The organism is Paenibacillus sp. MZ03-122A (assembly GCF_024213325.1).
Classification (GTDB): Bacteria; Bacillota; Bacilli; order Paenibacillales; family Paenibacillaceae; genus Paenibacillus; species Paenibacillus polymyxa_B.
This window is the reverse complement of record NZ_JANAVI010000067.1, coordinates 1-419: the sequence shown is the minus strand read 5'-3', so window position 1 is coordinate 419 and position 419 is coordinate 1. Positions and strand designations below refer to the sequence as shown.

The window sequence follows — 419 nt, the reverse complement described above, 5'->3', positions numbered from 1 at the left end:
AGTTGTACCAGCTCCTGCACGATATTGTTAGACGATACACCGTCTGAAATAATATGGTGCATGTCGTACATCAGGAGATGGCGCTCTGGTCCAGTTTGAATGAGACGAACACGCAGCAGTGGTGCCTGGCGAAGATCAAAGCTGCGTACAAAGGACTCGATATAAGCTTCGGCTTCGGACTCCCTAGCCTGCAGGCGCTCTACTGCAAACTCCACTTGATCGTAAACGCGCTGAACGACCTCGCCTTCCACCATTTCAAAGGAAGTCCGCAGCGTTTCATGGCGGGCTATTAACTGACGGAACGCATCTTCCAGCCGATCGGCCTGAAGTGGCCCCTCCACGGTTAATACACCCGGCATATTGTAGCTGAGATCCCCACCTTCCAGATGGCTCAAAATGTACAGTCGTTTTTGAGCCGA

Annotated in this window: 1 protein-coding gene; it reads right to left on the bottom strand. The window is 52.0% G+C overall.

Annotation, left to right across the window (positions count from 1 at the left end):
• On the bottom strand, positions 1-419 hold a 419-nt coding region (locus tag NLX74_RS25570), incomplete at both ends, for a condensation domain-containing protein (RefSeq protein WP_254330942.1).